5 protein-coding genes and 1 riboswitch are annotated in these 14,265 nt (G+C 61.1%); of the genes, 2 read left to right on the top strand and 3 right to left on the bottom strand.

Annotation, left to right across the window (positions count from 1 at the left end; translation table 11 throughout):
- Positions 1–3,845: 3,845 nt before the first annotated feature.
- Positions 3,846–7,238: a hypothetical protein gene (locus tag ABID19_RS32175; protein ID WP_263807004.1), complete on the bottom strand. Its 3,393-nt coding sequence runs from the start codon at positions 7,236–7,238 to the stop codon at positions 3,846–3,848.
- The gene (locus tag ABID19_RS32170) at positions 7,235–8,356 is read right to left on the bottom strand and encodes a restriction endonuclease-related protein (RefSeq protein ID WP_263807003.1); all 1,122 of its coding nucleotides are present in this window, start codon (positions 8,354–8,356) and stop codon (positions 7,235–7,237) included. Before ABID19_RS32170 ends, ABID19_RS32175 begins: the two co-directional genes overlap by 4 nt.
- A 994-nt stretch (positions 8,357–9,350) precedes the next feature.
- A riboswitch (cobalamin riboswitch) is annotated at positions 9,351–9,550 on the top strand.
- 94 nt (positions 9,551–9,644) lie between these two features.
- Between ABID19_RS32170 and metE the strand changes: the two genes are divergently transcribed.
- Positions 9,645–12,005, top strand: coding sequence for a 5-methyltetrahydropteroyltriglutamate--homocysteine S-methyltransferase (gene metE / locus ABID19_RS32165; RefSeq protein ID WP_263807002.1), 2,361 nt, complete (start codon positions 9,645–9,647; stop codon positions 12,003–12,005).
- 66 nt (positions 12,006–12,071) lie between these two features.
- Here the strand turns inward: metE and ABID19_RS32160 are convergent, their stop codons facing one another.
- On the bottom strand, positions 12,072–13,127 hold the full coding sequence (locus ABID19_RS32160; protein ID WP_263807037.1) for a cytochrome-c peroxidase: 1,056 nt from the start codon (positions 13,125–13,127) through the stop codon (positions 12,072–12,074).
- A 607-nt stretch (positions 13,128–13,734) separates the two neighbouring features.
- On the opposite strand from ABID19_RS32160, the gene ABID19_RS32155 reads away from it, so the two are divergent.
- Positions 13,735–14,211, top strand: coding sequence for a Ros/MucR family transcriptional regulator (locus tag ABID19_RS32155; RefSeq protein ID WP_263807001.1), 477 nt, complete (start codon positions 13,735–13,737; stop codon positions 14,209–14,211).
- Positions 14,212–14,265: the final 54 nt, after the last annotated feature.

The raw sequence follows: 14,265 nt of genomic DNA, 5'->3' as shown, positions 1-14,265 counted from the left end.
GGACATGCTCCGTTTGGGTTTGACGGGCCGTGTTGATGGATGGCCCTTCGGGGTCGGCGAACTCGACTTGAGCAGGTTGCACCTCACCCTCGCCAGTCGGCTTGGGTGGGAAGCGGCGAATGTCGCCGGACCATTCGTAGTCGGAACGAAAAAGGTGCTCGGCGGCGTCGGTCGCGAACTCGCGAACGTCCCCGAGCCGCCCATCGTTCTTGATCGTGCCGATGATCGCTGCGTCGAACGGGTGCTCATAGGCGCCAAGCACGACTTGAGCCTTGGCGAGTCGGACCGCGTCGCCCTTCAACAGGATATCGAGGAAATTCCAGAAGGTGTCGGGTCTGGAGAGGGACGCATCGGACCGGACCGTGGATTTCGCCGCCGTGATCGCTTGGCGCCAGAGAGGGTTGAAGGGGCTCCACTGCTTAGCCTTGTTCGAAGCCATGCTTCGTTTGGCGATCTGACAGATCGCGGCGGCGAACCGTGGATACCTCAGTCCATTCAACAGGATCGGCACGAAGTCGTTCTGGTCGGGCCGGAGGTCCGGCCAGCCATCGAAGCCGGTCAATGTCGCCAGTTCCGATCGAGACTGATGAATGGCCCTGAGCTGTGCATTCGGAATCTGCACAAACTCGGAGAGCCATTCCTCGGTCACGAAGTCCGGGAGACGGATGACTCCCGCAAGTTCCGACCAAGTAGGCGCTTCTTCATCGCCGTCGTCGTTTGGCCGCTCCCTATTCACCTTCGGCGCTTGATGGAACATGTGCACAGCGGTCTCAGACCGATCGCTGGGCTTGAAGATGGGCGCGCCGGCGTCCCTAGGCCATAGCGGAGCATTGAGGACCGTCACCCCCGGTTTGCTGGCAAGTATGCCGTCCCAGGCCTGCTTGTCGGATGCCCCACCGCCAGCACCGGCATCATCCGGCGCGCCCTCGTCGGCATACGTGCCGTCGTCGACCGTTGGTCCTTGCCCGACTTCGGCGGCCTCGTCGTCCTCCTCCGGGGACAGATCAAGAGCGAAGCGCGTCATGTAATCGCGCGCCTTGGACTCGAACGATAGTGGGGCGGGCAAGGACGTGGCGGACGCGGTATGCCCATAGCCGTACCTGAGGCTGGCGACGAGGTGGGCAATGCGATCGGGATCGTCCCCCTCCCGTGTGCTGGCGACGGTGATCTCGATCGGGTTCGGGAGCCGGTAGCTCACGTCAAAGATCGGTATCTCGATCGGCGCAAAGAGCTTCTCCATGGGTTGAGGAGCGTCCTTGAACGCCTTGGCCACGTGAACCAGTGAGACCAGACGCCGATAGACGCTCAGTCCTCTTGGCAGCGACATCTGGAAATATCCCGCTGTCGCCCAGTAATGAGCGCCAGTGCGCGACGACGAGAGCTTGACCGTCCTCGCGACTATGGTGGGGCAGTACCGGCGGAGGATCTCACCGGTCTCGGCTCCCGTGTCGGTGGCAACCGCGACATAGTCAGTGGTCTTGCGCTCGGCGATCCGAGCCGCATTGCCCAAGCGCACGCGAACCAATCTGGCGCCGGGCCATCGACGAGAGGCGTCCAGGCGTTCCGAACCAAGAGTGATCTCGCCGGAGATTTGACCGTCCTTAAGCCAGGGCCACAGGGAGGCTGCCCCAGTGCTGTCGATCATGACGAGGGGGCGGTCGCCGACTTCAACGCAATCGTCCAAGATCTCGCGCACGAACGCCTGGAAACTGGCGCGTTCGGTCGCAAGGCCGCTCCCCAATGACGCCTTGATCGAAGGGCTTGCGATCCGCTTCAAGGCTTTGAACAGCGGCTCCCATCTCGCGGACCACTTCATCTCGCCGTCGTACCAGCCCACCCGTGCCGTGGTCCGACCGTTCTCGCAATCGACCCGGGTCGCGATGCAGAGCTTGCCGCCCTTGCCTGCCAGTCGGGTGCGCGCCTGAGTGAGGACGGATATCCCGATCAACGATGTTGGCTCCTCCGTGCTGTCCCGGAACGCATCGGCGACCACGTTCGCGACATCGGAGACCAGTCCTGCATGACCGAATATCAGATCGTACGTCGCCGCTTGTATCCGGTGGAGGTAGTTCGCGAATCCTCTATGACCCGACGCCCTAGGTCGCAGATATTGCACGTTCGCGTTGGCCTCCGCGGCGAGTGCGTACCGACCGGCCGGCTTGTTGACTGGATCGTCTGGTCGTCCATCATACCAGTCGGTCGCCTGCACCAGCGCGTGACAGCCACCGTCGATCTGGTTAAGCAGCTCGGCAAGAGGTCGCCATGCGGCGACACGAGCCTCGAAGCGTTGACCATTCTTCGCTTCGGACAGCGGAAGGGTCGCGCGTGATCCGTGCACATCGCTGGGCAGCGGACGAGTGCTCACCTCGATACTTGTCCCGAATAGGGTTCGCAGGACAGATTCGAGCAGGCGGCGCTCGTTCTCGCTACGAGCAATCGCCACCACCGATGGCTTCTTCTCACCGAAAGCTCTGGACACCCGTTGGGCGTTGGCGGTTCTGACCTCTAGCAGCTTCTCGCGGGCCTTGGACGCGGCCGTGGCGCTTATGATCGGACCATACTCGCCAAGATCCAGGGAGTCCCACGCGGCTCGGATGGATGCATCGTCCGCAAGATCGTTTCGCCCTACTGCAATGGCGATGTCGGACAGCAGCGCCTCGGTCTCCAATGCCTTGTGGAGTTCCTCGGCCCGCTTCGGCACCTGCTTGGTCGTGGTTGTCTCCTCAAACGGTATCGCGACGAATCCGAGGCCGCCCATAATCTGCTGCACGACATCGAAGAGATCGGTCTGATCTCTCGTTGAAACGCCCGCGCCGATGGGATGGGAACCGAAACGCGGCGAGTACGGGATGCCGAAGAAGTGGGAAGAACTGGCACCCCTCTCCACCTGCTCGGCCATGCTGCTGCCGATGTCGGCGCCCGTGCCGAGCAGGTGCCCGAGGAATTCAGGCGTGATCGGGTCTTGAACCTGCTGCGATCGCACCGGCGCTGGTACTTCCAAGCACACTTTCGCACCGTTCTGGGCCATGAGCGTAAGGCTCACGTTGCTCTGACCGATGAGGACTCGACCGGTTGGAACCTCCTGCATCCAGCGCCGACGGGACGCGCGCACTGTGGCGATCGGCTTTTCGGAGAACGGAACGGTCTCGACCGTGATCGTGGCCACCATCGAATAGAGTGCTTCGCCGTGCCGCCTCGGCCAGGTGATGAAGTCGATCTGATTGGACGAACTGCGACCCCGAACAATCCGCCGAACCGGCCCCATGCCCTCGAAGAGCACTTTGCCTTCGAGGCAACGCGCGAAGGTGTGGATGATGGCATCCCGCGCCTCCACGAAACTGTCGGACGTCAAAGCTCCTCCAAGAACTACCGAGCGGCGTTGCCAGGAAAAGGCGTTCGAGGCCAAGACGTCGATCGCATCCACGAGCTGCTCGGGCGCACCGACTCTTGTAGCCCATGGGCGCAATGCCGACCCTACCCACAGTGTGAGCGCCCTTCCCAGTCTCTCCTTGAGATCGCCGCTGCTCGGCACATCCATCAATGCTCTTGGCTGGTCTGACCAAGGCGCACCCAGGTCGCGCTCCAGGACCAATGCTTCTGGCACCTGCGACGCGATCGACGCCCGCAGGGAAGCGTATGGCAACGCGTGCCCCCCTTCCCTCTCGGAAGCGTCACCCGCCTGAGCGAGTTCCCTCATCAATGCCGCAGCGCGCGTTGTCCACGTGACGCGTTCAGCCTCCACGGGATCGCCGGCCTCGCCGTCGAACTGCAGCGCAGAGACGACGGTTTCCCTTCCTCCAGACCGACTGCCTTTCACGCCGCGGTACAGGATGTCTGGCAGTCGGTCACTCATCTAGTGGTCCATCCGAGAATGCTACGCCCGCGCAGCGGCGCAGCGGATCGTAGAAGGGCGAGTAGAGAGCCCCATAGATTTCGGCATCGACGGCGTCATCGTCGTGAATACGATTGCGCAGGATGTCCCGCATCGCCACCAGCATGCTGCTCCGGAAGTTGTCCTGAGCACCTGCCGCGGAGCGAGGTGCCCATGCAGCGTCCACGAAGATCGCCCGCGCGGCTGCTCCATTGCGCATCGCTCTGCCGATGGTCTGAAGCACGTCGACCATTATGTCCGCCGTGAAGGGTATCGCGAGCTCGCCTAGTCGGCTGGCCTGCAGTGGGAACCGCAACAGGCGTCGTGTGACTGATGAAAGCTCGCGACGCGCGTGGCGCCAAGCGGTCGCCAAGTCCTCGTATCCTTCCTCGTCGCGGAAATGCCGCATGTCGAATGCCAACGACTGTTGACCGGCAATACCCGCGACGAGGTCCAGGCTCTCCGATGCCGGATGCGGACGAATTAGGAACACGAGGGTCCCGAGCAAGGCATCGCGGACCCTAGGCCCCGATTCGAAGACGATGTTCACCCCTCTTGCGAGCGCCTTCATCGGGAAGAGGAGGACGTCCCAATTGTCCCTAGCGCTCAGGCGCTCGACCTGTGCGGCACTGATCCAATCCCCATCGTTCTGATCGGGCGGCCTGTTCGCCACGCCGATCACGCGGCCCGCCAAATCTGGCCTTATCCTCTTGATATGGGCCTTGATCTTCATCACCTGCTCATAGCTGTTCACCACCATGCCGACCTTGCGGCCAGGATCGAAGTCGGTCACCATTTGCATCGCCAACGGGTGTTCGCCGAGGAAGTAGTGCTCGACCATCTTCTTGAGCACTCTGTCTTGCTCGGTGGTCGACGAGCCGCTGAACCGCAGCATCCGGCTTGGGTTCGATGTGTCTGGTATCGGCGCGAACACGTACTTCGACTGGCGCGACCCCGCGTCCCGCCCGGTGCGACGCAGGACGATGTCAGGCCCGACGGGGATATGGAAAGTTGGACTCTCCGCCAAGTACGAAGTTGCACTCGCAAGCAGGACATTGGGGCCCCTTGCACGGCCTTGATGCCTCAACAACCTGCCAAGACGATACAGCAGCACCCTGGGAGCGCCGCGGAACGACACGTATTGCAGGCGAACCTTGGACCGGAGGCCTTCGTCCTCATAGCGGAACCGGACTCCGGAGAGCCGACCGATCAGCGCCTCCGGAACCAGCCGCCCGAGGTCCTCCGAAATGCCTTGCTGGAACAGCGGCTCCCTGTGAACGCCCTCGGCCACCATGGCCTGCTGAGCAGGGATTAGCGCAAGAAACTGCATGACGACGGTGGTCACGCCGACGAGAAAACGGAAGAGCTCGACGACCTCGTCACGCCCCAGATGAGCGCCAGGTTCGACGAGCTTGAAGAATTCGCTGCGTACCTGCTCCAAGTACTGATCACGCTGCGCAGCCAGCGGCTCCGAGATCCAGTCGCGCGTCAGCCCCGCTATGGCCGTTGCGGTCGCCGACACCTCGCCCTTGCTCCTGCCTAGGTCGATGGCGATGCGCTCGGGATCGAAGCCGTATCCGTCGACGTCCTGGTCCTCGTCCGTGCGGCGCATCAGGGCCGCGCGGATGCAGCCGTCCCAGAACGCCCGGATGGCGTTGAAGCGTCTTTCTTCGCTCTCGCGTTGGGAGCCCGACAGGATGGAAATGTCCTCTGGGCTGAAGATGGCCGTGAGGATGTTGTTGCCGGTGACGAAGGTATCCTCGAACCGCGATAGCGGCGTCTCCACTCCGCTTCGGAGCCTCAGGTTCTGAAGGTGCCCGACCAGGCTGTGATTCAAGCTGCGGAAGTCGGACGCTGCTCGACCGTACTGCTGGATGCTGCCTGCCGCTACGTCGGTTCGCCCGGTCGACAACGGAACGAAGAGATCTCGATTGAGCGCGTGCTCGTAACTGGACTCGCTGCCGGTCAGATCGAGCGACGCCACGGCCTTGCGGTCGAGGACGGCTTGCGCTCCGTCCGCCTCATCAACCATGACCAGATCGGAATTCATGGCCACCGCTTCGAAATGTCGAATCCGATCATCGCTGAAGTGCGGGCTGATCCGGGTGTCCATCGATAGTACATGGCCCAACCAGATGTTGTGATCGGTAAGTTCCCTCGGCGCTCTCAGGCGGCCACAGTGCGCCGACAGTGGACAGAGATGGGCCGTTTCAGTTGGTCGCAGCGAGCCATCCGCCCTGGCCGAGCGCTGAAGCACGGACGTGCACGGGGGCGACAGGTGAGGAAACTCGCGTTCTGGTTGAGCATCCTGTTCGAAGCCGCCCAAGGCGCAGTTCAGTGCCAACAATTCCGCGCCCTCCGCCGTTGCGCCGAACCCTTTGGTCTCGGTTGCGCCAATGCGATCGGCAAGTTTTCGAGCGTGATCTATGCGCGTCTGCGGCGATTGGCCCATCAGCAGACCGACATCAGCGCCGTATTTGCGCAGGTCGCCAAGCAGGTTCAACGATGTCTCAATGGATGGCAGCAGTACGACGACGCGGTAATCCCGTGCGCTCAGCCACATGAGCAACAGCACGATCAACGTGGTCTTGCCGGTGCCGGGGAGACCGATCAGGTGCCGCAGCCCGTCTAGCCGAATGGTGTCCTTCGCGACCAGGCGACCAGTGGCCCTATCGGGTGAGAGCATCTCCACCTTCAGAGCGCCATTCGCCTCGCGCATCCGGGCCGCCCAGTTGCCGGGCGGTCGTCCCGGCTGCCGCCGATCCATCTCGTCGAGTTCCTCGGCCACGAGGATCAGTTCAGATACCGGTACTTCGATGGCACCACGCGGCTCCCTGGTGAAATCGAAACGCGGCGGAGCATCTGGAAGGAAGCTTTCGAGATCAACGGAGATCCTCTCGCTCGATCCTGAGGGACCCACCTCGACTATCATAGATCGTGTCGGATCGGCCGCCGTGAGCGACCATGATCTAAACGCCAAAGGGTTCTTGAGCGCAGCCATCATCGCGACCAGTTCTGGGTCGTCGTCCGGGACTCGCCTGCGGAACGGGAACCGAGGATCTGATGCATCGATCCTGTACGGCGGCTCCCTGTAATCGGGCAGGTGGCGGTGGTCCTCCTCCCAGCTAAGCGCCGAGTAGACCAGCTGACGCAGCTGAATCTCCGATGCAGCCACGACGCCGAGCAGACGAAGGGCCGTGGCCGCTTCCGCGAAGCCCTTAAGCGTTGCGCTGTCCAGCACTGAGCCGAAGCCCGACATCAAGGCTGGGGCATCGCGAAGATGCTTCGCCCCAAGGATGGTGTCCATGGCCGCGCACAACCATTGCGCCCCCAGGGCTCCCACAAAGTCCTTCGGCTGCGCTCTCATGCCGAGAATTCCTCGATGACGGAGGCAACCGTCATGAACTCCAAGTCTTCTGCACCTACGTACGATGCTCGGAGATCGTCGATGTAGCGGGGGTTCAGCCGCACCTTGTAGTCTGGGACGACGATGATCTTCCGACCGAAGATACTGAGACGCCCAACACCTCTGGACAATCGAGCGCCGAGGACGAGCGGGCTCGCGTAGCTTTTCACGTCCAGACCAACCTCCAGCCCGTCGAGCCCGACGTCCGCAGCATCGGACATGGGGTAGAGGGAAACGGATCGGCCTTGGCCAGCGAGGTGGTCATGCAACGCCACCTCGTCGAGCCCGGGTCCCACCCAGAAGGCCAGAACGGCACCCGTGGCGAGTCGAAACAACGAAGGATCAGCGATGCCGTCGCCCACGATCGTTTCCCCACGGATGGCGCACCGACGCACTCTGCATCGTCCATTGGGGAACGCGGGATCACTGGTCGGCCAGAGCAGAGACCCGCAACGTCCGCACAGCCGGGCGGAGCCATTTGCCATCGCAGTCTGAGGAATTGGCCGGTAAAGGGCAGCGATCGCGCGCGCGCCGTGCAGGTGATCGTTCGTGATAAACCTGTGCAGGGCGTCCAGACTGCAAACCGGCCGCCGCACCACGAATTCCCGGATGGTGGTGTAAGCTCGATCCCGCTGAGCAGCCGGATAGCTCTGGACCGCGACCCTCAACTGCTCATGATGGATGTCTTCGATGGCATCGAACTCGCTTCCGCCCAGCCGCGCCAGTTCCCTGCAGTCGGCGGTCGGAACGCCCGAGGCGTCGTCCACCAACTCCACGTCGCTGTACTTGAAGTCTCCGGCGAAGCTGGGGATGCCCCAAAACCCCATCGCCCGCGACGCTGCCCCCATCACCAGGTGGATGCTCGACCCCAAGTCATCGACTCCTTCGGTCAGGCAATGCCGCGACAGACGGGCCAGCGCCCTTCGAGCGATCGGTGGCATCGAAGCCCCTTGTTGAACGATCTCGCCTTCCTGGGCGATACGGTCGTAGATCTCGCAGAGCCCACGCGCCAACAAGACCGCCGTGACTACAGGTTCGGAGTCCTCGATCAACGCGACGACCCCAAGGTCGATCCGCATAGGCACTCTGCAAGTAGCAACGACTTCTCCTCCTTTTGTCAGGCTACCGCGTCATTATTCGCCTGAGCCACAAGTCTTTCGAACTTTGACCGGATACTCACAGGAAACAAGGGGCCGTTCTTGATGGTCAATGCAGTTTTTCGGTCTACCCTAACTACAAGCCCGGAGCACACACATCCAGGCAGACGAACAGCGTGTGGGTTGATGCTGCTCGCGGGTAAGATGGCAGGGCGGACGTGGGCCGCCCTGCGCTAATGGCGAGAGGTAAAAGATGTCGATGTGGATCTCCACGAGACGCAGAATGTTTGCTGAGGGTAGGACCTTAGGACCATGCAAGCGCCTGACTATTGGCCAAGGTGCCAGGCCATGTCGGCTTTTGTCAGCGCGCTATTCTAGATACTTGCGCATGTCCGCTTTGGGAGCGGGTCGCCGGGCGCTGATTTCGCGGTCGGCCCATGCACTCCCTAGCCCGCCCTGCCTAGCCCAATATGAGCAACCCGTTACCGTCCACAATGAGACAATGCTTGCGCGTTACACGGGGCCAAGCCGCGCTAACTTGCTCGCTTTTACGTTTCGCGCGACTTTCTCGGCGCAGTGATACGCCCTTTGGCGCCGCAGTGATTGCGCGCCATTTGAACAAAAAACCGCCCCGGTTAGACCGAGGCGGTAATTGATTTATGATAGAATTGGTTGCGGGGACAGGATTTGAACCTGTGAACTTCAGCTTATGAGCCGGGAACGCCGTTCACCCTTCGAACAACACGACTGTCGTTTGGCTGGCAAGCCATCGGTCACCTACAGCGGTGGGGTAATATCCTCATGTAGCCAATGTGCCGACAATGCAACAGGATGCCGAACCTGATAAGGCATTTTCGCATAGAAACGCGCTGCTGCTCGCATCGCACGCGACCCTAAGGGGAACAACGCCGAACGGATTTCACATAACGACATAAACATTTATTTATATGGTGTTTGACAAAGGCGCGTGCTGCTGCGATTGTCTGAATGTCGTGGTTCTCCGTACGGCACTGCCGCAGCGGAGCTAAGAGGGAAGCCGGTGCGATGCCGGCGCTGCCCCCGCAACTGTTAGCGGCGAGCCAATCCCACTCATGTCACTGAGGCGAACAGCCTCGGGAAGACGGGTAGAGGCTATGACCCGCGAGCCAGGAGACCTGCCACGGCGAACAATGTCCACGGGCGGGGTGTCTCGGTGGTCGCGGCAGCCCGACGTTCCTGTCGGCCTACCAGCGCCTTCCTGGTCCCCACGCCCCAACCATCGGGGTATGGCATGACTGTCTCTCAGCAAGTTCCTGTAGCAACGCTCGGCGTGCCGCGTATCGGTCGCCGGCGCGAACTGAAGTTCGCGCTTGAAAGTTACTGGGCCGGAAAATCTTGTGCTGCCGACCTTCTTACAACGGCGAAGGCGCTCCGCATCGCCAGCTGGGAAGAGCAGCACGATCGCGGCGTGTCGAAAATCCCGTCGAACGACTTCTCGCTCTACGACCATGTGCTCGACACCGCAGCCATGGTCGGCGCCGTGCCATCCCGTTACGCCTGGAATAGCGGCGAGGTCCCACTCGACATCTACTTCGCCATGGCGCGCGGCAACCAAGGTCGAACGGAGGATTGTGGACACGCTGGTCACGAGCATGCGGCTCATGAACCTAGCCTAACCGCGATGGAAATGACCAAATGGTTTGACACCAACTATCACTACATTGTGCCCGAACTCGACGATGATCAGACGTTCGCCCTCTCGTCCACGAAACCGGTTGATTATTTCCTCGAGGCTAAAGCCCTCGGCATTTACACACGCCCAGTCATCCTTGGACCGGTAACCTTCCTCAAGCTGGCGAAGTCACCTGCCGAAGGTTTCAATCCCATCGCGCTCCTACCACGGCTTCTGCCTGTCTACGAGCAACTCCTGCGGAGGCTAAGTCTGTCAGGAGCCGACTGGGTGCAGATTGATGAGCCAGCGCTTGTGCTCGATCTGAACCCGAACGAACGAGCTGCGTTCCAATTCGCCTACGGCCAACTGTCGAAAGCCGTGCCCGAGTTGAAGATCATGTTGGCGACCTATTTCGGGTCGCTGGGAGACAATCTCGAGACCGCAATTTCCCTACCGGTGGCGGGCCTGCATCTCGATCTCGTGCGCGCTCCCGAGCAGTTGGAAACGGTTGGTCGTCTCGCACCGAAGGATCTGGTGCTCTCACTTGGATTGATCGACGGTCGCAACGTCTGGCGTGCGAACCTGCCTGCCATTCTCGACCGCATCAAGCCGATCGTCGCCGGCTGGCCGTTGGACCGCGTCGAGATCGCGCCTTCCTGCTCGATGCTGCATGTGCCGATCGACCTGCGTATGGAGACGGCACTCGACGCGGACATCAGGTCGTGGCTCGCCTTCGCGGCCGAGAAGACCGACGAACTGGTTGTGCTGGCCCAGGCCTTGTCCAAAGGCAGGGATGCGGTGGCAGACGCGTTGAATGCTTCGACCGAGGCGGCCGCCGCGCGCGCAACGTCCATAAAGGTCCACGATCCGCTCGTCGAGGGGCGGATCGCCAGCATCAGCGGCGGCATGAAGCATCGAAAGAGCGCATTTTCCGAACGGTCCAGAGTCCAGGCCGGCACGCTAAGCTTGCCGCCGTTCCCAACGACGACCATAGGGTCCTTTCCGCAGACGCCGGAGGTGCGCAAGACGCGCTCCGCTCATGCGAAAGGCAGGCTCAGCTATGTCGAGTACGAGACCTTCCTGAAGAAGGAGACCAAGGCTGCTATTCGCTGGCAGGAGGAGATCGGCCTGGACGTGCTGGTGCACGGGGAGTTCGAACGAAACGACATGGTACAGCATTTTGGCGAGCAGCTGTCCGGCTTCGCCTTCACCCAGCATGCCTGGGTGCAGAGCTATGGCTCCCGCTACGTTCGCCCGCCCATCATCTTCGGCGACGTGTCACGGCCCAATCCGATGACGGTGCGCTGGTGGCAATTCGCCCAGTCGCTTACCGAAAAGCCGGTGAAGGGAATGCTGACAGGTCCAGTGACCATTCTCAACTGGTCTTTCGTTCGCGACGATGTACCCCGCTTCGAGGCCTGCCGCCAGATCGCGCTTGCCATCCGCGATGAAGTAAGGGACCTCGAAAGATCCGGCGCAAGGATGATCCAGATCGACGAGGCCGCGTTTCGCGAAGGCTTGCCACTGCGCAAGTCCGACTGGAAAGTCTATCTCGACTGGGCGGTCGAATGCTTCCGGCTCGCTTCAACGGGTGTAAAGGACGCGACCCAAATCCATACTCACATGTGCTATTCGGAGTTCAACGAGATCATCGACGCGATCGCTGAAATGGATGCGGATGTAATTTCGATCGAGACGTCGCGCTCGAAAATGGAACTTCTGGACGCCTTCACGAACTCGAAATATCCGAACGAAATCGGTCCCGGAGTCTATGACATTCACTCACCACGCGTCCCGGAAGTCGCCGAGATTTCGGCCCTCCTTATGCTTGCCCGGGAGCGATTGTCCGACGCCCAACTGTGGGTAAACCCGGACTGCGGCCTCAAGACACGCAAATGGGAGGAGGTCCGCCCTGCCCTCACGAACATGGTCGTTGCAGCACGCGCGCTCCGGGAGAAAGTGAGGCCGGAGCCTTTCTGAATTTCGCACCATGTCCCAGGGAAAAGTCGCCATCATTGTTGATAGCGCTCCCCTGGCTCCGGCCCTTTATTTTCCCAAGATTTGCGAGACAGGTCGAGGCGTCGCCGCCGTTTCGGCGGGTAAGATGGGATAGGCGACCTCGGGCACCTTTCCGGTCAGCGAGTTAAGGAAGGCAACGAGCCGGTCGACCTCTTCTTGCGTCAATTCTTCACCGAGCTGGGTGGTTCCCATGATGGCGACGGCCTGCTTCAGATCCCAAACCTTGCCCGAATGAAAGTATGGTGCGGTCAGTGCTACGTTGCGCAGCGGCGCCACCCGGAAAACATAGGCATCGTCGGGTGTATTGGTGACCGCAAATCGGCCCTTGTCTTTTTCCGGCAGGATGTCGGCGCCAGGCTTTTCAACAAGGCCAAATGGGTAATAGCCGTCCCCACCAACGTTGATGCCGGCATGGCAGGACGAGCAGCCTTTGTCCATGAAAAGAGCCAGGCCCTGTTTCTGTTCAGAAGTCATGGCGGCGTCATCGCCATTGAGGAAGTGATCGAAGGGGGCCGGCGTGATCAGTGTCGCCTCGAAGGCTTCGATTGCCTTGGCGAAGTTGTCGAAGGTGACACGATCAGCTTCACCCGGGAAAGCTGCATTGAACCACTCGACATATTGCGGCATCGACTTGAGCGTGGCGATGAGTTGACCCGGTGTGTTGGCCATTTCGCCACTGGCTTGGACCGGTCCTTTGGCCTGGGCCTTCAGGTCTTCGGCGCGCCCATCCCAGAACTGCGCGATGTTGAAGACAGAGTTCAATACCGTCGGCGCGTTGCGCGGCCCCTTCTGCCACCCATGACCGATCGAGGTTTCCCGATTGTCGTCGCCTCCGGTGGCCAGGTTGTGGCACGAATTGCACGAGAAGACGCCTGACGCCGAGACGCGTGGATCGAAGAACATGGCCTTGCCAAGGGCGATCTTCTCCCGTGTGATCGGGTTGTTGGCGACTGCCGGTGTGGTGGATGGCAAAGCCTTGAAGGTGGCCCGTGCCGTTTCCCTGAGGTCTTCGGGGATCGCTTGCGCAGCAAGAGCGGCAGCTACAGGCAAGGCGACAGCCACCGTAGTCACTAGGATTTTCATAAATAGTCTCCCTGCGTGGTGCACCGCACCATTGTGGGACAAGCGGTTGGTGGGCGCCTTGCGCTAGATCAGGACCGGTCCCCTGTGGTCGCGGCAGAGCCGCGACCGGCCCGGAAGTGAACGCTCTTCTCGAGTGGATTTCAGGGAAGCAAAGGGGCAGTGCTCGGCAAGCCCCGAAGCGCTGGCACCGGAGCCGGAGCAATAGCGGCTGACGGATGATGAACCTGCACCGTTTCGACCATTGAGAATGAACACGTTTGATACATCTTCCTTGACACGGCGCCAGGACACAGCCGCGGCCATCGATTTCACAGTCCAAAGAGAGGATGGCAAAACAGAAATAGACCGCTTCGTTTCGAGAACACCGGCAATTTTTGAGCGCAAAAGTTCACGGTCGAGACGCGCCTGGAAATGTGCGAAGCACCGCGGCGGCACGGTCGCCAATAACGGGCGGATCAACGTTCACGATGGCGCGATACCGCGCTAAAGAGCTCGCCGCTGGACGAGCATCGCAATAATGCCGTCGAGACGTTTGTTGCTTTCAGTGGCAACCGGCACTATGAAGCGACGCTTCGCTGACTATGTTTCACGCCGCCTGGAGAGTTTCATGACAGAAGAAGCCGAAAAAAACATCGACACCCTTATCGAGCTGACCGCCGATGTCGTGTCAGCCTACGTGTCCAACAATCCGGTCCCAGTGGGGGATCTCCCTGCCCTGATCGGCCAGGTGCACGCGGCTCTGAAAGGCACGGCCGGAAGTGTCTCCACACAAGAGCCAGAGCCTCTCAAGCCTGCGGTACCGATCAGGAAGTCGGTGACACCGGACTACATCATCTCGCTCGAGGACGGGAAGAAATTCAAGTCGCTGAAGCGCCATCTGTCGACCCACTATGGGCTGACGCCGGATGAATATCGCGCCAAATGGGGCCTGCCGGCAGATTATCCCATGGTCGCGCCGAACTACGCCTCGGCGCGCTCGGCATTGGCCAAGACGATGGGGCTCGGCCGCAAACCGAAAGAGACGGAAACGCCGGAGCCGGCGCCGGAGCCGGCGAAGCGGACCCGCAAGAAGGTCGCAGCTTGATTTCGACGATCGAGATTCGTTCTCGAGCGCTGTAGCCATCGGCTTAAAATGCGC

Source organism: Mesorhizobium robiniae, from assembly GCF_040545535.1.
In the GTDB taxonomy this organism is placed as follows: domain Bacteria; phylum Pseudomonadota; class Alphaproteobacteria; order Rhizobiales; family Rhizobiaceae; genus Mesorhizobium; species Mesorhizobium robiniae.
Note: the sequence above shows the minus strand (reverse complement) of the source record. Positions and strands in the feature narration are given on the sequence as shown.